We start from the raw sequence: 20,208 nt of genomic DNA on the forward strand, positions 1-20,208 counted from the left end.
GGTGTGGAGTTTCAGTGATGCAAGATAAAAACATTTCTCAATCCTGGTAAAATCAGAGTTAAATCAGCTAAAAAAAAGCGACTAAACATTGGCCATAGTATCTAATTTTATGCAATTTGCAAAAGCAAATCACTTCATCTAGCGCATTCCGGTTTAAATCCTGTGCCTGCTGGTTAACGTTTAATCAGCCTACAAGAAAGAAGTAATTAAAATGATAAACATGAAAAAACTGAAGTTGCTGTTTCGCATCCTATTTTTTGTAATTGCATCCATTACTGTAGCAAAAAGCGTTCAGGCGCAAAACGGAGATCAAATACTTGATGGCATTGGAGAAACCGGGTTAAGCGCCAGGTACCAGTTCAACGGTGATGTGAAAGACTGGTCCAGGAACAATCAGCATGGCAAAATCAACGGCACTGAAATAAGCTTTGTTAAAGATGGCCGCTTTGGCACAGTGTTATCTATTAATGGCGGAAGCAATTCATTTGTAACGATTCCCGGAGAAGTGCTGACCGACATCGAATCTTTAAGCCTGTGCGGGTGGGTTTATCTACGTTCGCAAGCCAGTGGCCAGGTGCTGTTTGATTTCGGACAAACAGCATCAAACCAATCTTTTGCGGCTTATTTAGGATCAGATACCGGTAAAAGTTTTATCCTCGCCCTATCTGGAAAAGATAATAAAATTACCAAAATCACCTCCCCTGCTATTGAAGAAAATAAGTGGGTTTTTATCTCTATCGTAATTGATGTCCCTGCAAAATCGATCACAACCTATATCGATGGTAAACCTGCAGGAGAAATGAAGAACGCACCAGTAAACCTAAATGACGTGTTCCAGTCAGCATCAGGAAAAAAGAAACCGCTTTATCTTGGTAAATCACCAGTAGCAGGATTACCAGCTTTAAACGGAATGATACATGATTTCCGGGTCTACCGCGTGCCCCTGTCAGTTAAGCAGATTGAAGGGATCTTCCACAATGCCCAAAGAGGCATACAGGCGGATGCAGTAAATACTTCCGCTAAAAAAGAAGAGGATTTATTCGTATTTCCAGCGAATACCCCTCAGCTTTACAATGCATACCTCAGTACAGTTGAGGATGTGAAAGTAGAAACTGAAGTCGGAACTTTACCCAGATTACCGGCCTATGTCGGTGGCACCTACCGAAATAAAATCAAGGGTCCTAAAGTAAGGGTATTATGGCCAGCTCCCACAAATAATACAACGGTTCTTAAATCTGGCGATTACACGATTACCGGGGAAGTTCCAGGAACGGATTTCCGTCCAAAAGCATTCGTTACAGTGCATCCACCCAGGCAGTCCGTTTCCAGTGTTTCCAAATTGCAGCCCTTTCCTTTAAATCGGGTAAGCTTAAAACCAGATAAGCAAAACCACCAGACGAAATTTCTGGAAAACCGGGATAAGTTTATCCGAACCCTGGCTAATACTGACCCCAATTCTTTTTTATACATGTTTCGTCATGCTTTCGGACAAAAGCAACCTGCGGGATCCATTCCTTTGGGCGTTTGGGATAGCGAGGACACGAAGCTCAGGGGGCATGCTACCGGGCATTATTTAAGTGCAATTGCACAGGCCTATGCGGGCACTGGTTACGATAAAGCACTCCATGAAAACTTTCGCAATAAAATGGAGTACATGGTCAATACCTTGTATCAGCTCTCAAAACTATCAGGACAACCAGAAAAAGGCGGCGAAGCTTTTGTATCTGATCCGGCAGCAGTACCTTTCGGACCCGGCAAATCCGGTTTCGATTCAGATCTGAGCGATTCAGGGATCAGAAACGATTACTGGAACTGGGGAACTGGCTTTATCAGCGCCTATCCTCCTGATCAGTTCATCATGTTGGAAAACGGAGCCAAATACGGCGGACAAAAGAATCAAATCTGGGCACCCTATTACACTTTGCATAAAATACTGGCAGGCCTAGTAGAAGTATACGAAGTAAGCGGCAATAAAAAAGCGCTCGACATCGCCTCAGGCATGGGCGATTGGGTATACGCACGATTAAGCAAACTCCCCGCAGAAACCCGTATCAAGATGTGGAATACCTACATTGCTGGAGAGTTCGGCGGTATGAATGAGTCCATGGCTCATCTGTACAGGATCACCGGCAAGGCGAAATACCTGAGCACAGCAACCCTGTTTGATAACATCAAAGTATTTTATGGTGATACTGCTCATACAAACGGATTAGCTAAAAATGTCGATATTTTCAGGGGACTTCACGCTAACCAGCACATCCCTCAAATCGTGGGAAGCATCGAGATGTACAATGCCTCCAAAAACCCCGAATACTTTAAAATTGCCGATAACTTCTGGTATAAAATGGTAAATGATTACATGTACAGTATCGGCGGCGTTGCTGGTGCACGCAACCCGGCCAATGCTGAATGCTTCGTTGCGCAACCCTCATCTCTTTATGAAAACGGTTTTTCTGAAGGAGGCCAAAATGAAACCTGTGCCACATACAATATGCTGAAATTAACGGGCGACTTGTTTCTGGTTAACCAAAACCCAGCATTTATGGATTATTATGAACGGGGTTTATATAATCACATTCTGGCTTCGGTAGCAGAAAACAGCCCGGCAAATACCTACCACGTATCGCTAAGACCTGGGTCTGTTAAACAATTCAGTAATGGTGACATGACGGGATTTACCTGCTGCAACGGTACAGCAATAGAAAGCAGTACGAAACTCCAGAATTCAATTTATTTTAAATCAGAAGACAATAAATCACTGTACGTCAACCTGTATATACCTTCTACCCTCAACTGGACTGAAAGGAAGGTAACATTAATACAATCCACTAACTTCCCAAATGATGATCAAACCGCTCTCACCATTAGCGGCAACGGAAAATTCGACATTCAAGTCCGTGTACCGGGCTGGGCCACAAAAGGCTTTACAGTAAAAATCAATGGCGTTAAACAAAAACTAGTTGCAATACCCGGTACTTATCTAAAGCTCAGCAGGTCATGGAAAAATGGCGACAAAATTGAACTTCAAATGCCCTTTCAGTTCCACCTTGATCCGGTTATGGATCAGCAAAATATTGCCAGTTTATTCTACGGCCCCATATTGCTTGCAGCGCAGGAAACTGAGCCCATTAAAGACTGGCATAAAATTACATTAGATGCTGCAGATATCAGCAAGTCGATCACGGGCGATCCGAAAACTCTTCATTTTAACGTGGGAGATGTTGTTTTTAAACCTTTTTACGAAACCTACGGGCGCCATTCGGTATATCTGGATGTTACCTTGAAGTAATGGATAAACGTAGGAATGCTACAATAAGAACTATTGCATACGGAACTGTTTATACCAAACCATTCAATGTTTGGTATAAACAGTCACCAGTTTTAGTATTTAATTACAATTTTCCCAATGGTTGTACCACTTTCCAGTAATTGATGGGCTTTTTTAAAATTAGCGGTAGTAAAACCCTCCAGGGTTTCATTCAAAGTCGTTATTAAGGTTCCGTCATCCAGCAAATCTGCTACCTGATTCAATATCCGATGCTGTTCAACCAAATCTTCGGTTTGAAACATTGAACGGGTAAACATTAACTCCCAATGGAAACTCACACTCTTCCCTTTTAGCTGGCGAAGATTTACTGCAGCTGTCGGATCACTAATGGAACCAATGCTGCCCTGCGGTTTAATCAACTCTACAAAGGCATCCCAATATTCATTTACATCCACAAAATCAACGATAAAATCAACCTGATCAAAACCAGCATTACGCACTTCTGCAATCAGATTCTGGTGGTTGACAACAACATCAGCACCGTATTTTTTACACCAGTCCACGCTTTCAATACGCGATGCGGTAGCAATTACCTGTAAGCCCAGTAGTTTCTTTGCAATTTGAATCGCGACTGAGCTAACGCCTCCGGCACCACCAATAATTAAAATGGACTTTCCCTTGTCTTTTTCATTGATGCGCAGCCGATCGAACAAAATTTCCCATGCCGTAAGCGCCGTCAAAGGTAAGGCAGCAGCTTCGGCAACTAATAAGTTTGCCGGTTTTTTACCTACAATACGCTCGTCGACCAGCTGATATTCGGCATTGCTGCCTGGCTTTGTAATATCACCTGCGTAAAAAACTTCGTCCCCAACTTTAAATAGCGATACCAGTTCACCCACAGCCTCTACCACACCCACGGCATCCCAGCCTATAATCTTCGGCGTGTCCAGTATTTTATCCTTTGCGCTGCTCTGTCGAACCTTAAAATCAACAGGATTTACAGAAACCGCATTGATTTTAACCAGCAAATCATGTCCTGCAGGCGACGGCTTTTCTGTTTCAAATTCAATAAAACTATCCTGCTCTGTTATTGGCAGCGATTTTTTAAATCCTATTGCTTTCATATTCATTTATATAGCTAATCATCAAACTCATTTCAATGCTACATTGAAGCGATCACGCTTCAAATGTAACTTCCCGATCAAAGTTAATGTACAACATCATATCATGTTGCAATCAATCATTAAATGTGTGTCATTTTTAAAGAGAGGGATTAACCCATTGCACGTGGGGAACGGGCTTTCCGAAGCTAGTCTCGTTACATACGATCAATCGACCGCTCACCTTTTTTCATGCCATTGATAATGATAAATATCAGAATAGCGAAGATGGTAATATAACACGCATAAACCACCATCTCTGTGCCTTGTTGCTGATGATTTCTAACGGAGATGGCAAACAAAGCCCAGATTCCAACCGATGCAAACTCACGCAAATTCCTTGTTAGTATCATGATGATATTGACGAGCCCGGCAGTTGCGATCATGATAACAGCCCAATAATGTTCAGATATTCCCATGCCATCCCAGTTAATCTTAGTAAGGTAGGCAGAAACGTTTGCAATCAGGGCCACTGTTATCCATCCGGCATACAAAGCGAAGGGCCAATAGATCAAAACATATTCTTTGAGCGGATGCGCGTCGAGTTCCATCCTGGTGCGGCTGATGATGGCGATAAGACTTAGCAATAATACCATCATAATCACCACTGAAGCACCAATATAGTCACTGAGCCAGGCCATCACCCACAAGGAGTTTGCGGCACAGGAAAGTACAAATAACCAGCCGATCTTATTTAATATAGTTTCAACTTCAGGCTGTTTTCTTTTGATTAATGAGTAGCAAACAAAACCCAGGAGTCCGAGGTAAATCAGGCCCCAGATCGAAAATGCGTACCCGGCTGGTGTGAAATAATTGGCGTAACGGTCGGAAATTACTTTCATCGTATTTCCATTCAGCAATCCCGCGTTTGAAAAATAGTTTATCCCAATGGTCAGGATCAGTGCAATTAAGTTTGCAAGTGGCAGAAATTTGTTTACTTGTTTCATTTGAATCAATAATAGTTGAAGTATAATGCTGAAATGATAAGTCTTAAAAACCAAAATTGTTTGCTAAGCTTCAACAATCTAATTATACTTCAATTAACTACCTTCCAGCACTGAAAGTGCAGTTTTTACAATATCTTCAAAAAAAGCTCTTTCCGTTCTGAATTTTGCATAAACGCGCATGCCGGAGATCGTATTACAAAAAAAACGTGCGAGAGCAAGGGAATCTTTTGAGTCGCTGATTTCTCCGTTTTGCTTCCCTTTCTCGAATGCCTGATACAGCGCATTTTCTATAAGAAGGTCGTCATCATATACCAGCTTATTAACCGCATTATCCTGTGCGGCTACCTCCACTCCCGAATTCACTTTAAAGCATCCCTGCGGGGAGGCATCACCGTATACATCGTCAACAACTCCGTTTAACAATGCACGAATACCGAGCTTCAAAGAAGGTGCCTCGCCAAGGGTTTTGACGATTTTGGCAGTACCACCGTACTGATAAAGTTCAAGTGCCTTCAGGAACAGCGTATGCTTATCTCCAAAGGCGTGGTATATACTGGAACGTCCGATTCCCAACCCCTCTATCAGGTCATGAATAGAAGTCGCATGATAGCCTTTTTCCCAGAAAATATTGATAGCTTTCCTCAGTATCTCTTCTTCATCAAAATCTTTGGTTCTCATAATGATCAATAGCTTTGCATCTGCATACAAAGCTATTGATTTATTTCATTAATTAATCCGGAAAAACCGGGAAGACCATGAATACTAACGCAATCCACCGCTTGCCGACACGATTTCCCCGGTCAGCCAACGGGCCTCGTCCGAAGCAAGAAACGAAGCAATTAATGCAATATCCTCTGGCATTCCAACACGCTGTAGCGGCGTCATCCCCACAAACATCTTTTCCATTTCACTTCCAATAAACCCACCTGCCCTTGATCCCTCTGTATCAACTATACCAGGGTTTATAGAATTTACCCTAATGTTCTTTGATCCCAGTTCCTTGGAAAGTACCCTTGTTATAGAGTCTACAGCACTTTTTGTTGCCGTATAAACAGCACTCCCGGCCGGCTGAGATGTCGATACACCAGATCCGATGTTAATAATGTTACCGCCATTCTCTGCGAAATAACTTACCGCCGCCTGAGAGGCAAGAAGCAAACCCAACACATTGATATTAAACTGGCGATGAAACCCTTCAACAGTAACCGATTCAAGTGGACCCCATTCATAAACTCCAGCATTATTAACCAAAATATCAATTCTGCCAAATGCCTCCACTGTATCTACCAAAATCCTTTTCACGTCTTCTGCGATTGAAACATCACCTTGCACGGCAATTGCCCTTCCACCTTTACCCCTGATCATCTCCACTACCTTTTCTGCATCTCCCTTGGAGTAAGCATAATTTACAACCACCGCTGCACCGTCTTCAGCATACTGTTTCGCTATTGCTGCCCCGATTCCTTTCGAAGCGCCTGTTACCAGAGCAACCTTATTTTCTAATTTTTTCATATATTGTACCAATTGGTCTACAAACATAATAAGTTAATTAGACCGATCAGTACAATAAGGTAAGTTTGAGAATAATATGACATTGACCTATGCTGGTACGGCATCCAAAAATTAAGCTAACAGTTTTTCAATCAAACCAAAACCATAAGCTACTTGCTGTTGTTTAAATCTCATTATAGTTGCTAATTCACTATATTTTAACTGTTTTAACTTCAAAACAGCAACATGAAACAAAACAAAACACAGCTTACCCCTGAAGAACACAGGCTCTTCGGCGATCTAATGCCCGAAGAACTGGAAGAAGTCATTCAATCAGGTTTCAACCGACGCCACTTCGTAAAACTAATGGGCTTAGCCAGCGCCGGCTTATTGGCGAGTTATGCGTTAGGTGCCGAGCAGCTATTTGCCCGGGCAGTTGAAACAGATGAAATTCCCGACCTCATTCCCAATGCTATAGAAAATGGAGTAAATGTTACCTTTAAAGTTAATTCAAGCTCCAAAAGCATACTTATCGATTCCAGAATGACCCTTCTCGATACCCTTCGGGAAAGAATAGGTCTCACAGGATCAAAAAAGGGATGCGATCATGGCCAGTGCGGTGCCTGCACGGTCATTGTCGATGGTCAGCGGGTACTGTCATGCCTTACTTTAGCAGCCACTTGCCAGGGGAAATCAGTAATTACCATTGAAGGCCTGGCAAAGGAAAATGAGCTGAACCCCATGCAAGCCGCTTTCCTTAAACACGATGGTTTTCAATGTGGATTTTGCACACCTGGACAAATCTGCTCAGCTGTAGCCCTTATGAAAGAAGCAAAAGAAGGTCAGGCAAGCTTTGCTACAACGCACATCAGCGCTGATGCGAAACCTATCCTCCTTTCCGATGAAGAGATCGCAGAGCGGATGTCGGGAAATATTTGCCGCTGTGGCGCCTATCCAAATATTGTAGCAGCCATTAAAGAAGCTCAAACCGGTAAAAATGTTCCACAAAACTGGTTGTTTACCGATTAACCGCATACCATTATGAAACCATTTCACTTTATTTCGGCAACTAACCCAGGCGATGCGGTTGCAAGGCTTACTAAAAATCCAGAAGCTGCTTTTCTGGGCGGAGGAACCAACCTCCTCGATTTAATGAAAGAGCATGTATCCCTTCCCAATGAAATTATCGATATCGGAAACCTTTCGCTAAAAGAAATTAAAGCCACTGCCACCGGGTTTCATTTAGGCGCTTTGGCTAAAAATACAGAAACGGCTAATCATCCCCTGATCCGTAAGCACTTACCAATGTTTAGTAAAGCAATATTAGCGGGCGCGTCAGCACAAATCCGGAATATGGCCACGAATGGTGGAAACCTGTTGCAGCGAACAAGATGCAGTTATTTTTATGATATATCCATGCCCTGTAATAAGCGGGTGCCTGGAAGTGGATGCGCGGCACTCGAAGGTTTCAACAGAATGCACGCTATCTTTGGCTGGTCAGAACATTGCGTGGCCGTTTACCCTTCCGATATGGCCATTGCTTTATCGGCTTTGAATGCGACTGTTAAAGTACAAAACAGTCAGGCAGAACGTAACATACCCATCAAAGATTTTCACCTGCTCCCCGGTAACCATCCCGAAAAAGACAATAGCCTGGCGCACGGAGAACTCATTACGGGAATTGAAATCCCAAAAAATAACCTTGCTGCACATTCCGCCTATGTGAAAGTAAGGGACAGGAACTCATATGCCTTCGCACTGGTTTCTGTCGCCGCAGGGCTAAACCTGAATGGAAACCTCATTCAATCTGCTCATTTGGCCATGGGCGGTGTGGCACACAAACCCTGGAGGGCACTACACGCTGAAGATTTTTTAAAGGGAAAGCCAGCCACAACCGCCAATTTCACCAAAGCTGCAGAACTTGAAATGGCTGCTGCCAAAGCCTTACCTCACAACAGGTTTAAAATAGAAATGGGCAGAAAAACCCTGATCAATGCGCTTCAGTTAGCATTTAAAGGATAACTCAACACTCAAACATGGAAAACAGCACCAAATCCATCGGTAAAGGCATCGACCGGATCGATGGCATACTAAAAATCACTGGCAAAGCCACTTACGCCACCGACTATCCGGCTAAAAATATGGCCTATGCCGTGTTGTTCAAAAGCACCATTGCTGCCGGTCAGATCACAAAAATCGACAGTACCGAGGCGGAAAAATACCCTGGCGTGATCAAAGTAATTACTCATGAAAACGCGCCCCGGTTGAATACCAAAGGTGGACTAAGAGGTGGTGCATTGCTGCAAGGACCTGAAATCACATTTCATGGCCAGCACATCGGAATAGTAGTGGCCGAAACTTTTGAGCAGGCCACAGCAGCTGCACATCTCATCAATGTAGAATATAACCAGAAAGCTGAAAAGGTAGATTTTGAAAAGCTGGCTGAAACCCCCGTAATGCCTAAAGGAAAAGAGCTGGCCGATCAGGTTCGGGGTGCAGGGAAGTCAGCATTAAAAACTGCGGAGGTTACAGTAGAAGAATTATACGAAACCCCTATTGAACATCATCATCCCATGGAACCGCATGCCACAATGGCCATTTGGGAGGGCGATAAACTCACACTATACAACGGTTCGCAAATCATCAATGGCGCACAAGCTGCCGCAGCGGCTACCCTCAATCTGAAACCCGAGCAGGTACGAATTATTTCTCCATTTATTGGTGGTGGTTTCGGTTCAAAGGGTGGACAATGGGCAAACCTCGTCCTTACCGCAGTGGCCGCTAAAATGGTAAACAGACCGGTAAAGTTAGCCTTAACCAGGCAACAGATGTTTAACTCTGTAGGATTGAGGCAGCGAAACATGCAGAAGATAAGTATTGGCGCAACGAAAGAAGGGAAACTGGTTGCCCTTGCCCATGAAATCATATCCCACACCGCCATAAATGATGAATATATTGAACCTTGTGGCGATTGCACAAAGATCATGTACGATGTTCCGAACAGCCTGATTACTTACCGTGTAGTGCCCATGAACATCATACTTCCCACCTATACCCGCGGACCGGGGAAATCGACCGGTAGCTTCGCTTTGGAATCTGCCATGGACGAACTGGCTTACAAACTCAAAATGGATCCCATTCAATTAAGGATTAAAAATGAACCGCCAAAAGATCCTTCAAATGGAAAACCCTGGTCTTCCAGAACAACCGTAAAATGTTTGCAGGAAGGCGCAAAAACATTCGGATGGGATAAGCGAAAAGCTGAACCAGGCACCAATAAAATCGGTGATGATCTGATCGGCTATGGCGTAGCCTGCGGAACCTACCCGGCCAGGCAGCGAGACAGTTCGGCGAACATTAAACTGACACTCAAAAACAAAGTGGTGCATACCACAGTGGAAATTGCCGCATCCGACCTGGGCACAGGAACAAATACCATACTGGCACAAACCGCTGCCGACGGTTTAGGCGTACCTGTAAACCAGATAACGGTTAAACTTGGCGATTCTGATCTTCCCCCTGCCGCGGGTTCAGTTGGTTCTGTTGGTGCCTCCAGTTTCGCAAATGCCGTTAACGATGCCTGCATCAAAATCACCGATGAATTACTGGCTAAATCCGGCAAGCAGTTTTTTGTCCGCCCAACCGCAGCACAACTGATGATTTCAGAAAATTTCACAGATTTTCAAACCCGTTCAGATTCCAAAGCACCGGCCGAAGCCGATAAATATTCTGCACATAGTTTCAATGCCAATTTCGCCGAAGTAAGAGTAAACAACATCACCGGAATGGTAAAGGTAACACGCTTTCTTGCCGTTACAGGCGCCGGAAAAATATTAAACCCTAAAACTGCCAGATCGCAAATTATTGGCGGAAATGTCTGGGGAATCGGCATGGCTTTAACAGAGGAATCATTGATTGATCCGAGATACGGAAATTTTGCCACACGCTCCTTTGCGGATTACCACGTACCCACCAACCTGGATATCGGAAGTTTAGATGCCATGTTTATCAATGAGGAAGATTTAATCCCAAATAAAATGGGTGTAAAAGGAATCGGTGAAGTGGGCATTGTCGGGGTTGCTGCCGCAGTTGCCAATGCTGTATTTAATGCAACGGGAAAGCGGGTACGCTCGCTACCGATCACTCCAGATAAGTTGCTGTAATCTAATATATCAGTTTGCCCTTTTTATTTCTCCCGCTAATTTATTTACTTTTTCATTTAATGAAATAATGTGAAGCGTAAGCTCTTCTATCTTCTTCAAAAGGATTTTATTCATATCTCCCAATGAAACACCATTTTCTTGAGTTTCTTTCGCGGTTGGGACTTCAGGAAGATGATTGTTGGTTTTGATGTAAGCGGCTAATTCTGGCAAAGGCCGAAGCTTATATTCTTCTGCAAAGACATAATCCGGCCAGTTCTGTGCGTCAACTTTGATTTCCTTTGAGCGAATAATTCCATTAACTGATAAGGCCTCTTTAGGGCTTAGCGTTCCGATTCCCACTCTCCCCCCTCCATCAATAACCATGTCATCCCCATAATACCAGCTCAATCCTGCATTTACTTTGTTACTCAATCTTTTCGTACCAAAAATCATCTTGCCGGTTGCATCACTATTATGATCGTTACCTGGTACAGTTATAATTCGCCCCTGACCATAGAAATTGCTTCCGTCAGTGTTTGCCGGTATTACAAATTCGATTTGTGCACCCATGTTTTGAAAGCGTCCTCCGGTTTTTGCTTTAACTACCAGTCCTTCAGTACTCACCATGGCATTTGCATCCACAAGGGCAGCACCGCTTGTCACCTCCGCCCTGCCACCCTTCCCAACAGAAAACACTTCCGTATCGGAAACGTAAGCACCGCCACCACTGGAAAATATAGCCAAACGCTCCTCACCACTATTGATGTCATTCATTTCCATCTTGAAACGTCTGGAGTTATCTGATGCATGAAAGCCAATCCTTGGCCTCTCGTTTGCATCTGCACCAAATTGAACGCCTGTAAAATTGCCGAAATTGCCGGTTTTGATATCTCCGCCAACAACGTTCAGGCGTGTTACTGGGTTAGATGTTCCAATACCTACAAATTGATTGTCGGAGCGTATATGTAATAGTGCATCATGTTGAACACCTCCTGTACTGTTACTAATCGTAAAATCATTTCCTGAGAATGCGGCATATCCCATTGCCCAATTTCCTTCAAACTCCCCCGCTGCAGGATCATTTCTGGCAAAACGAATACCCGACCAGCCATTAGGCCTCACTATCACTATACCTTCTGCCCACGCCTCGCCTTTCGCCTGAATTTTTAGATTCCCATCTAAATAACTATTTCCCAGTACATGAAACGGGGTAATTGGGTTAGTGGTGCCAATACCTACATAACCAGCGCTCGTAATTCTCATTCTTTCTGTCATACTAGTGGTATTGAGACCGTTATTAGTTTCGAAAACAAGGTGTCCACCAAATCCGTTCATGCTATAAACATTCCCTAGCCTGGCTCCTATGTACCCATCGTAGGGGCGTTGAAACTGTAGATAAGTATTTGTCGGATCTGTCGAGGCTGCTAAAGAAATGTTTCCATTTACATGCAGCGCTGATTGGGCTTGGTTGGTTCCAATACCAACCCGCCCATCGCTTTCGGTAACAATTTTTACCCAGGATTGTTGTGCATTATTGTTAGTTTTCCTTAGAAAAAAGTTCTGATCAAAGAAACTTCCCGATAACTGCATAGCATAATTATTTCCTCCATTAGAATGCCTTACATCCAGTAAATGCCACCAGCTGGATGCACCTGCAGGAAAGTTTACTGGGTTTACAGTCTCGTAAAAGCCTGAACTTGTTCCCATTTGCCCGGCGTCATCCCGGCTTTGAGTTTGGGCGATACTAAGCAATGGCAAAATCAGCGATACTATCGCTAATAAAATTCTTTTCATTATCGTGTTGTTTGGTCTGGCTTATATGTGTTTGGAAAGTCTTTGAGATCAACATTGAACCAATTAAAGATGAGCTAAAAGTTTTGGAAATAAAATGCAGTTTGATGAAACTCAACTATCTGTCACACGAACACTGGAAACCCTTTGACGAAACCGATGTTACTTATAAGATATATGGGTTTAAACGATCAAATAACTACCTGCAACCAACTTAGTTAAACAAGCGCTTTCCCCAAATCCACAGAAATTTCGTTTATTTGAAAATTATTTAATGCTCTAATGATTCACCGGTATTCATACACTATTCTTGTTATGCTATTTTGCCTTGCCGGTTTTAGCTCCAGGGCACAGGCACCGGCAAATGATGATATTAAAAATGCAATGTTGCTTCCATCAGTTATGGGCTATTGTTCCGGTGAAACACAATATATTAATATAGGCGCAACGGCAAGTGGCTTTAAAAAGTCAAACTTCTGGAATTCTGAGGGCAAGGACGTCTGGTACATCTTTACCGCAATTGCAACCGACGTTACGGTAACTGTTACAGGTAAATCGGCAGTTAATTCAGCATCGTTGCTTAATCCACTGGTTGCTTTTTATACCTATAAAAACAACTCCCTTACAGAACAGATTGGCGCAATGAACACCGGGAATAACATTACAACTGCTTATAAAGGCGGCCTGGAAATTGGTGAAACTTATTATATCCGGGTAAGTGCGGAGCAGGATGCTACAGGCACATTTAAGCTCTGTGCTAACAATTATTTTCCTCCAAAAAAGCCCGGGCAAGATTTCACTACAGCGGCATTACTTTGTGATACGAGGACTTTCACGGAGCAAAGGGTAAGTGGTGCAGGAGAAAATAATCGCGAAGCCCTGGGAAGTTGCCTCAGCACAGAATCTAATACAGCATGGTATACCTGGATTGCAGCCAATGATGGCGACCTTGGTTTCAGTATTACCCCAACTTCCATAACGGATGACATCGACTGGGTATTGTTTGATTTAGGACCGTCAAATACTGCGTTTTTACCCAACTCTACTAATATTTTGAGGTGTGCAGCAGGAAGTGGTGTTAATTGCGTGCCACGCTATTATGTTACAGGAATAAATAGCTCATCTACAGATCTTAGTGAACAACAAGGTTGTGTAGCCGGACAGGATGGCTTCGTGAAATCGATCGATATGATTCCGGGCCATCAGTATGCTTTGTTAATCGATAATTTTTCCAATGGCAATAATGGTTTCACACTAGCCTTCAGTGGCAGCGGAACTTTTGTCGGACCTAAAGCAGCAGTAAAAATGGAATTAGAGGCAGCCTGCACAACTGACCAGCGTTTTATATTTACTGCAGAAGCCACCGGATATAACAGCTTGCTGTGGAATTTCGGCTCGGGCGCCAGTATGGCGTCGGCTTCCACACCTGGTCCGTTCACCCTCAGTTATAATAGTCCCGGTATAAAAACGATCAGCCTCGAGGCCACAAGCCCAAGGGGATGTACCACTGTCAGCACGTTGACTTTTGAGGTATCTGCCAAGCCTGAAACACCTGCCATCCGGGTAAATCAGGAAAGCTTTTGCTTGGGTTCTGTTATCGAATTGCAAACCACACCAGTTGAAGGCTTGCGTTATCACTGGACCGGACCTGACGGCTTCGAAGCTGATACGTCGTATGTCCGCCTTCCTGTAAGTAACCTTTTCAAAGGGGGACGTTACGAATTAACCGCATTCTCTGGCAGCTGCATCAGCGAAACGGCCTCCATATTTATTCCAAACATTGTCGTTAATCCCGTAGCTTCTTTTACTACAAATCCGGTTGTTCCCGGTAAATTTGCCGTTCCGGCGCCTATCGGTTTCATTAACCATTCCAAAAATGCTGATCATTATCTGTGGAATTTTGGGGATGGAGAGCATTCAGAAGAAGCTAATCCCAGTCATACCTTTACCAAACCAGGAAAATATCAGGTAACATTAACCGCCTTTACTACAAACGGGTGTGCACACAGTATAATTCTAAACGATCTAGTATTATTAGATGCTGCAGCAATGCTCATTCCAAATTCCTTTTCTCCCAATGGCGATGGAATTAATGATGAGCTGAATGTCAACGTAACAAACCTCAAGCATTTTTCATTGAGGATATTTAACCGTTTAGGTAATCAGGTATTTTTCACACAAAATATTTTTGATTCATGGAAGGGAGACTTAAAGGGTAATCCGGTTCCGGTCGGCGCTTATTTTTATGTATTTGATGGAGTCGATCTTTTTGGAAAAGAAGTAAGGTATAAAGGTTCAGTAACCCTCATTCGCTAAAACACTAATTACCAGCTACGTTGCGGACAAACCACTTTGTATACGTTATTCAGCAATAGGCCCAGGACTATTTCGTGACTCCCATTGCTCACACGGTTTATGCCAGAAGTAGTCGAATCGTATGAGTAGGTAACGTTAATCAGGTGACTCACATTTATACCAGCCATAACACTTAGCGCATCACCCTGTCGGTACCCTGCCCCTAACCAAATGCGTCTATCAAACGTTATTTTCATATTCAAATCGGCTGATAACGGGGTATTAGCTGCATATTTTAGCATTGCTGAAGGAATGATATCAATATTTTCTCCTAGCGGCAAGCGGTAACCGGAAGTAAGGAAGTAATGCGGAACCAAACGACCGGTATTGTAAAGTTCTTCACCCGAGAAATTCAGTTTAGCAGGAATCAGTTGCTGTGCAGAAAAGCCGGCGAAGAAATCGCGACCATACAACCATAAACCAATTGATAGATCAGGATTAGTAACCGTTTTGCGTGCATTTGCCAAAGCAGGATCCGCAGGGTTTTCCATCATTAGCTTATTTACATCGATAGCGGTTAGGCTTGCACCGGCCGCAGCTCCGACTGCAAGGTTTAAACGCTGACCAATCTGCATGTGATAGGCATAACTCAGGTTAATAATAGTCATATTGAGTTGTCCGGCTTTGTCACTAACAATCGAGGCGCCAACACCATGATGTGAAGGAGAGGCACTGTAATCCTGAAGGTAGCTTCGGGATCTTGGGTCTTTACCATCATCACCCATCGAAAGTGGATTCTGCCACAAATATTCATCACCCAAAGCCCAGTGTATGGTAGCAAACGATGTTTTGGGCGCATCTTCAAAACCGCTCCACTGTTGCCTGTACCCTAGCTTTACATCAGTGTAATTTTCAATACCAGAAAGCGCCGGATTCAGCAGGTACTGATTTAGTAAATATTGGGTATATTGTGGACGCTGCTGGGCACTGGTAGGAGCAGCAAACCATGTCAATAAAATAATGCCCAATAAAAACCATTTATTCATTTACCTGTTTCCTCCTTTTGATACAACATGCTTTTCTAGTTGAAGCAGGCGTTCATTGGTTTTTTTATTGGCGTTCAGTAGCGAATTAATCTGTGTATCTTTCTCTATGAGGTACAGTGTGAGTTCCTCAATCTTTTTCAATAGTAGACTGTTCATATCTCCAAGTGCGATCCCTTCTATCTCTACCTCTTTTGCTGAAGGCATTTCGGGCAGATGCTTATTAAGCTTGATATACTTTTCCAACTCGTCCAACCCGCCAATTTTAAAACCCTTTTCAAAAACATAATCAGGCCAGTTAGCAGAGGAAACTTTTACTTCACTAGAACGAATGGTGCCAAATACTGATAGTTTTTCCTGAGGATTTAATGTGCCAATACCTACATTTCCATTAGCAAGAACTCGCATTTTTTCGCTTTGCCCTGCGTACAGTGATAGCGCAGTATTATTACTATGTATATCTTCAGCAGTTCCCGAAATACCAGCCCATTTTTCTTCACCAAGATAACCAGTACTGAGCTTTAAACCATTGATAGCACCGGGACTAGCTGCGTTTGTTCTGCTGTTAATCGTCCAGCCCCCACTATACGATTCCAAATCCAGCATCGAGGAGCCACCATTCAGCGTCATAAAGGTAAAGTTACGAGTTCCCCATCTGTGGGTTTCTGAGGTGGGGTCGCGATCCCACCAGGTGCGTGTATCTACTCCCGGTGTTAAAAATGAAATATCCACGCTAATTCCGTCGATTAATCTTGTGCTGGTCCATCCATCACCATAATAGCTTCTATACAACCATTTCTTGTTCATAAAATGGTTGTTGGTGTACCCTGATACTTGTGAAATTTCGAGATAATTGCCTTAATTCAGTCCCCAAATTTTGCGCTTCTAAATTTGTGCACCACCCTATGATCAAGGCTATACAAACGATAAGTCTATCTTTCATTGTTTCTTAAGTCTCTTGTTGAGTTTTTGGTCGAGAGTTGTCAGTTGGGCTGATTGCCTTACTAATAATTCGTGCTGAGCAGTCAGCTGCTTTTGCTGATCAATCAAATGTAAAGTTAGCTCCTCAATCTTTTTCAACAGCAGTTTGTTCATCTCTCCAAGTGCGACACCTTCTTTCTCTACTTCTTTTGCTGAGGGAATATCTGGTAGATGCTTATTCACTTCAATATAGCTCTCTAGGGCTCTAAGGCTTTCAATTTTAAAACCCTCTTCAAAAACATAATCAGGCCAGTCTGTTGCAGAGACTTTTACTTCTATTGCTCTGATCCCACCGTAAATGGAGAGCTTTTCTTTTGGTGTAAGCGTGCCAATCCCAACATTCCCTACTCCGTCAATTACAATGTCATCTCCATAATACCATTGCTGTCCGGAATTCAATTTATTGAACATTCTTCGTGTTCCTAAGATCATCTTTCCTGTGGCATTGGTAGGATCTGGATTTCCGGCAACTGTAATAATCCTTCCTTGTCCCCAGGGGTTATCTCCTGCAGTGCCTGCGGGTATCACAAACTCGAGTTGGGCACCTGCTTCTATTTTCCGGCCTCCCGTTTTAGCCTCAATCACTAATCCATCGCCGTTATATGCATAGTTATTTCCGCCATCTTTTCCAGAACCGTCAGTAGTTAAATGCAAGCGAGACTGAGGGTTTTGTTCGCCAATGCCAATTTTACCAGTTTTATTGAAACTCATTAATTCTGTATCGCCTCCAGCCCCACCGTTGGTGGAGAAAACGCCTAAACGCTCATATGTACTGTTGATACCGTTTACTTCAAGTTTAAATCTCCTGGAATTATCCGAAACGTGGAACCCGATTCTAGGCCGTTCGGTGCTTTCTGCTCCGATTGAAATGCCTGTAGCGTGATCGTAATTATAGGCTTTGATATCACCACCTGCTACTTCCAGTTTATATACCGGATGATCCGTTCCAACCCCTAAACTTCCCTGAAAGAAGCCTTGTCCATCACCCCTGACACTAAACCGTCTTACCCCCGCCGAAAGCCCCTCGAAATAAGTGTTATTTAACCCACTGGGATTATCCATTTCGGCACGGAAGATACCATTTGGATAAGTATAGTTTGGCCCCGCCTGGTGACCAACATAAAAGCTCTGACCATTAGGGGTGCTCATATAAAGTTTTCCATTAAGAACGCCATTGGTCTCCGTAATCACTCGTGACCATTCACGGTTGGCCACGTTATCAGTTTTTCTAAACCAAAGATTCTGATCATAAAAGCTACCGGCAAACTGCATGGAAAAATTATTATTTACATTGCCGTGCCTCACGTCGAGCCAATGCCACCAACCTGCTGCACCAACCGGAAAATTGATCGGATTGTAGGTTTCATAAAATCCGGCAATCCCTCCTTGCTGTCCAGCATCATCACGGATCTGGCTTTGTGCAAATAAAATCATGGTTTGGATTAGAAATAACCCCATACAGAATAAGCGTTTCATACTGATTGTTGTTTGATTTGTTTGGTTTGAACACCTTCATTTACATTGCCGAAAATGCTGAAAACACATCAAACCAATCTAAAATCTAAATTTACAATCACAAAAAAAACAGGCTTTGATGAAAGCCTGTTTTTTTACATACGGAAGGGTGTTATTGGATGACGAATGCCCTTCTAAAATTTTGGTATTTATAAAATTTAACCAATGTCGTTATAAGTATGTCATTAAAAATTGCATTGTGGTAGCAATATATTTGCTTTTGGTCTAAAATTAATTTAATTATAGCCAAATGCACTGAAAAATTCTTTATTGCTATCAATGTGAAACTTTATTTTCTCTATATCACAAAAAGTGGAGCGAATGCCGCTATTAATACTGTAAGGGCAAAATTGACAATACTTTCAGGCCTTATACTAAATAGCTTTTTTCAGCACCACTCTTTAAAACGGTATGTTGTTTTATGTTATACTCCTACCTTCGCACCCATAAAGCTAATGACGCGCTTGCTATTCCTATATAAATATGTATTTGTAATTAAACTTGTTTAGTATTTTGAGGATATTTGCTGTATTGTTTTATCCAACCATCCTCACTGTACAACTCCCCAGATAATCCATCACTGAATTCGACAATATCAAGGTTCGGGTCAATCTCCTCTTTCTCACATATTGTAAAGTCTGTACTCTGCTCGAACATAGACAATGCGTTATGCAATACCCGATCAATAATGTTCAAAACAACTTGATCAATCTTATCTTGAAATTGTTTATCAATAGTAGTATAAGCTTTAAAGGTGTTTTGTGCATCAGCCGATTTCATATCGCCTCTTTTAATCGATAAGTATTCATCAATTGAGTTGTCCCGCACGGTCCCAATAAACTCTCTACCCAATGTTTCTAATTTAGCTAAATTATTCATTATTTCTTTTGGTATTCCATGGTATATTTTAATAACAGGATATTTTTTCCTCAACAGCATCTGTGGGTTAGCAATTTACAAACCATCCAAATCTATACCGAATATCGGGCTGTTTGATGCAGACTAATATGGTGTTAACTCTGGGTATTTAGTAGTTATCGACAATCCGCTCGGACTAGCGGGGGGAGAATTGTATAGTAAAAATCAATAGTTTGTATAAACTAATGAGTCTGGAATCCTATGTTCTTGAACGTAAATTGTGGCCTTATCAATTATTTCTGTTTTAAATCGTTTTTTAATTCGTAGAATCTCTTCTTTACTTAGCTGTTCTTTACTATCAATTACTCCCCCAGATATTCTTTTATTAAAGATATAAATTAGCCAAGGAGGTGTAGCATTAAAACCCACATAGTATGCTTCCTGTGGAAACGTTTTAAAATAAATGACCTTATTTATGCTGTCAGAATATTTGCCAGAAGGAAACAGGTGAATAATAGAATCAGGTATGATATTTTTTTTTGAGTACACCTCATCAATATAATGTGAAAGAAATGTACTTTTAAATTTAGACTCTTCTAAATTTATATTAAGATATTGACGTTCATTGACTCCATAAAAAACACTAGTACAGTTTTTACAAGAAGATAGCGACAATATTAACACTAAAATTTTAACAGCTTTAATTATTTTCCTCAT

Annotated in this window: 15 protein-coding genes; 5 read left to right on the forward strand and 10 right to left on the reverse strand. The window is 42.5% G+C overall.

Annotated elements, in window-relative coordinates:
* Nucleotides 1–220: 220 nt before the first annotated feature.
* Entirely contained in the window at nt 221–3,289 is a 3,069-nt protein-coding gene (locus R2Q80_RS15275; RefSeq protein ID WP_316800423.1) for a beta-L-arabinofuranosidase domain-containing protein, read from the forward strand.
* A gap of 92 nt (nt 3,290–3,381) precedes the next feature.
* On the opposite strand, the gene R2Q80_RS15280 is transcribed toward R2Q80_RS15275, so the two are convergent.
* The 4 genes from R2Q80_RS15280 to R2Q80_RS15295 all read right to left on the reverse strand — a co-directional run bounded on the left by R2Q80_RS15280 (nt 3,382) and on the right by R2Q80_RS15295 (nt 6,887).
* Nucleotides 3,382–4,392 carry a zinc-binding alcohol dehydrogenase family protein gene (locus R2Q80_RS15280; RefSeq protein ID WP_316800424.1) on the reverse strand — a complete coding sequence of 337 codons (1,011 nt, stop codon included), beginning with the start codon at nt 4,390–4,392 and terminating at the stop codon, nt 3,382–3,384.
* Nucleotides 4,393–4,586: 194 nt separating this feature from the next.
* Entirely contained in the window at nt 4,587–5,375 is a 789-nt protein-coding gene (locus R2Q80_RS15285; RefSeq protein WP_316800425.1) for a hypothetical protein, read from the reverse strand.
* Nucleotides 5,376–5,468: 93 nt separating this feature from the next.
* Nucleotides 5,469–6,053, reverse strand: coding sequence for a TetR/AcrR family transcriptional regulator (locus R2Q80_RS15290; protein WP_316800426.1), 585 nt, complete (start codon nt 6,051–6,053; stop codon nt 5,469–5,471).
* An 84-nt stretch (nt 6,054–6,137) separates the two neighbouring features.
* The gene (locus R2Q80_RS15295) at nt 6,138–6,887 is read right to left on the reverse strand and encodes a glucose 1-dehydrogenase (protein ID WP_316800427.1); all 750 of its coding nucleotides are present in this window, start codon (nt 6,885–6,887) and stop codon (nt 6,138–6,140) included.
* 225 nt (nt 6,888–7,112) lie between these two features.
* Between R2Q80_RS15295 and R2Q80_RS15300 the strand changes: the two genes are divergently transcribed.
* Genes R2Q80_RS15300 through R2Q80_RS15310 form a run of 3 tightly spaced genes read left to right on the forward strand, consistent with a single transcriptional unit; the run spans nt 7,113 to nt 11,029 of the window.
* Nucleotides 7,113–7,895, forward strand: a complete 783-nt coding sequence (locus R2Q80_RS15300; RefSeq protein ID WP_316800428.1) for a (2Fe-2S)-binding protein — start codon at nt 7,113–7,115, stop codon at nt 7,893–7,895.
* A gap of 12 nt (nt 7,896–7,907) precedes the next feature.
* Nucleotides 7,908–8,888 carry a xanthine dehydrogenase family protein subunit M gene (locus tag R2Q80_RS15305; protein WP_316800429.1) on the forward strand — a complete coding sequence of 327 codons (981 nt, stop codon included), beginning with the start codon at nt 7,908–7,910 and terminating at the stop codon, nt 8,886–8,888.
* A gap of 14 nt (nt 8,889–8,902) precedes the next feature.
* Nucleotides 8,903–11,029: a xanthine dehydrogenase family protein molybdopterin-binding subunit gene (locus tag R2Q80_RS15310; protein WP_316800430.1), complete on the forward strand. Its 2,127-nt coding sequence runs from the start codon at nt 8,903–8,905 to the stop codon at nt 11,027–11,029.
* A 9-nt stretch (nt 11,030–11,038) separates the two neighbouring features.
* Here R2Q80_RS15310 and R2Q80_RS15315 read toward each other — a convergent pair whose 3' ends face one another.
* Nucleotides 11,039–12,802, reverse strand: coding sequence for a hypothetical protein (locus tag R2Q80_RS15315; RefSeq protein ID WP_316800431.1), 1,764 nt, complete (start codon nt 12,800–12,802; stop codon nt 11,039–11,041).
* Nucleotides 12,803–13,114: 312 nt separating this feature from the next.
* Between R2Q80_RS15315 and R2Q80_RS15320 the strand changes: the two genes are divergently transcribed.
* Complete coding sequence (locus R2Q80_RS15320; protein ID WP_316800432.1) at nt 13,115–15,115, forward strand: PKD domain-containing protein; 2,001 nt, start codon at nt 13,115–13,117, stop codon at nt 15,113–15,115.
* 8 nt (nt 15,116–15,123) lie between these two features.
* Here R2Q80_RS15320 and R2Q80_RS15325 read toward each other — a convergent pair whose 3' ends face one another.
* The 5 genes from R2Q80_RS15325 to R2Q80_RS15345 form a co-directional block, all read right to left on the reverse strand.
* A complete protein-coding gene (locus R2Q80_RS15325) occupies nt 15,124–16,140 on the reverse strand; it encodes a type IX secretion system membrane protein PorP/SprF (RefSeq protein ID WP_316800433.1) in 1,017 nt (338 codons plus the stop codon).
* Entirely contained in the window at nt 16,141–16,944 is an 804-nt protein-coding gene (locus tag R2Q80_RS15330) for a hypothetical protein (RefSeq protein ID WP_316800434.1), read from the reverse strand.
* A 132-nt stretch (nt 16,945–17,076) separates the two neighbouring features.
* Nucleotides 17,077–18,594, reverse strand: a complete 1,518-nt coding sequence (locus R2Q80_RS15335; protein WP_316800435.1) for a hypothetical protein — start codon at nt 18,592–18,594, stop codon at nt 17,077–17,079.
* A gap of 534 nt (nt 18,595–19,128) precedes the next feature.
* Complete coding sequence (locus R2Q80_RS15340; protein ID WP_316800436.1) at nt 19,129–19,566, reverse strand: hypothetical protein; 438 nt, start codon at nt 19,564–19,566, stop codon at nt 19,129–19,131.
* 150 nt (nt 19,567–19,716) lie between these two features.
* Nucleotides 19,717–20,208: a hypothetical protein gene (locus R2Q80_RS15345; protein ID WP_316800437.1), complete on the reverse strand. Its 492-nt coding sequence runs from the start codon at nt 20,206–20,208 to the stop codon at nt 19,717–19,719.

Source organism: Pedobacter frigidisoli (assembly GCF_032678525.1).
In the GTDB taxonomy this organism is placed as follows: domain Bacteria; phylum Bacteroidota; class Bacteroidia; order Sphingobacteriales; family Sphingobacteriaceae; genus Pedobacter; species Pedobacter frigidisoli_A.

Coding starts and splice junctions, on each gene's coding strand:
- R2Q80_RS15275 (WP_316800423.1), top strand. CDS start 221: ATGAAAAAACTGAAGTTGCTGTTTCGCATCCTATTTTTTGTAATTGCA.
- R2Q80_RS15280 (WP_316800424.1), bottom strand. CDS start 4,392: ATGAAAGCAATAGGATTTAAAAAATCGCTGCCAATAACAGAGCAGGAT.
- R2Q80_RS15285 (WP_316800425.1), bottom strand. CDS start 5,375: ATGAAACAAGTAAACAAATTTCTGCCACTTGCAAACTTAATTGCACTG.
- R2Q80_RS15290 (WP_316800426.1), bottom strand. CDS start 6,053: ATGAGAACCAAAGATTTTGATGAAGAAGAGATACTGAGGAAAGCTATC.
- R2Q80_RS15295 (WP_316800427.1), bottom strand. CDS start 6,887: ATGAAAAAATTAGAAAATAAGGTTGCTCTGGTAACAGGCGCTTCGAAA.
- R2Q80_RS15300 (WP_316800428.1), top strand. CDS start 7,113: ATGAAACAAAACAAAACACAGCTTACCCCTGAAGAACACAGGCTCTTC.
- R2Q80_RS15305 (WP_316800429.1), top strand. CDS start 7,908: ATGAAACCATTTCACTTTATTTCGGCAACTAACCCAGGCGATGCGGTT.
- R2Q80_RS15310 (WP_316800430.1), top strand. CDS start 8,903: ATGGAAAACAGCACCAAATCCATCGGTAAAGGCATCGACCGGATCGAT.
- R2Q80_RS15315 (WP_316800431.1), bottom strand. CDS start 12,802: ATGAAAAGAATTTTATTAGCGATAGTATCGCTGATTTTGCCATTGCTT.
- R2Q80_RS15320 (WP_316800432.1), top strand. CDS start 13,115: ATGCTATTTTGCCTTGCCGGTTTTAGCTCCAGGGCACAGGCACCGGCA.
- R2Q80_RS15325 (WP_316800433.1), bottom strand. CDS start 16,140: ATGAATAAATGGTTTTTATTGGGCATTATTTTATTGACATGGTTTGCT.
- R2Q80_RS15330 (WP_316800434.1), bottom strand. CDS start 16,944: ATGAACAAGAAATGGTTGTATAGAAGCTATTATGGTGATGGATGGACC.
- R2Q80_RS15335 (WP_316800435.1), bottom strand. CDS start 18,594: ATGAAACGCTTATTCTGTATGGGGTTATTTCTAATCCAAACCATGATT.
- R2Q80_RS15345 (WP_316800437.1), bottom strand. CDS start 20,208: ATGAGGAAAATAATTAAAGCTGTTAAAATTTTAGTGTTAATATTGTCG.